Source organism: Blautia sp. OM06-15AC (assembly GCF_003481425.1).
In the GTDB taxonomy this organism is placed as follows: Bacteria; Bacillota; Clostridia; order Lachnospirales; family Lachnospiraceae; genus Fusicatenibacter; species Fusicatenibacter saccharivorans.
The window spans coordinates 1-582 of record NZ_QULD01000035.1 but is presented as its reverse complement, the minus strand read 5'-3'; the positions used below and the strand labels follow the sequence as shown (position 1 = coordinate 582).

1 pseudogene is annotated in these 582 nt (G+C 37.3%); it reads left to right on the top strand.

Annotated elements, in window-relative coordinates:
- Positions 1-116: 116 nt before the first annotated feature.
- A pseudogene (gene tnpA / locus DXB83_RS16335) lies at positions 117-550 on the top strand (IS200/IS605 family transposase).
- The last annotated feature ends 32 nt before the right edge of the window (positions 551-582 follow it).

The following is a 582-nucleotide window of genomic DNA, read 5'->3' as shown; positions in this document are numbered from 1 at the left end:
AGTAAGGGGATTACCCATAAATATATTGTAGTAGTGATGAGTTAGACGCGCAAGATTTTTGATAAAAATGAGAACAAATGTTTGATATGTTCCTATGTATATGGTATAATGTTTTTATGGGAAAAGATATGTTTACAATTAATAAAAATGATCTTTCATATGGTAGAGGATATGTATACTCTCTGCAGTATCATCTGGTCTGGTGTACCAAGTATAGAAAAAAGGTTTTAAAAGATGGAATTGATGTGGAATGCAAAGAAATGCTGGAAGGTCTTGCACAGGAATATAAATTTCAAATCCTGGCTATGGAGGTTATGCCGGATCATATTCATCTGCTTGTAGATTGTCGACCACAGTTTTATATTTCAGACATGATCAAAATCATGAAGGGAATCTTGCGCGCCAGATGTTCCTTTTGTATCCAGAGCTAAAGAAAGAGTTGTGGGGAGGGCATTTGTGGAATCCGTCTTATTGTGCTGTAACGGTCAGTGACCGGAGCCGTGAACAGGTATTTGCTTACATAGAAGGGCAGAAGGAAAAATCCCGTTAAAACCCGGAGGAGAAAGCGAATGAAAATCATAT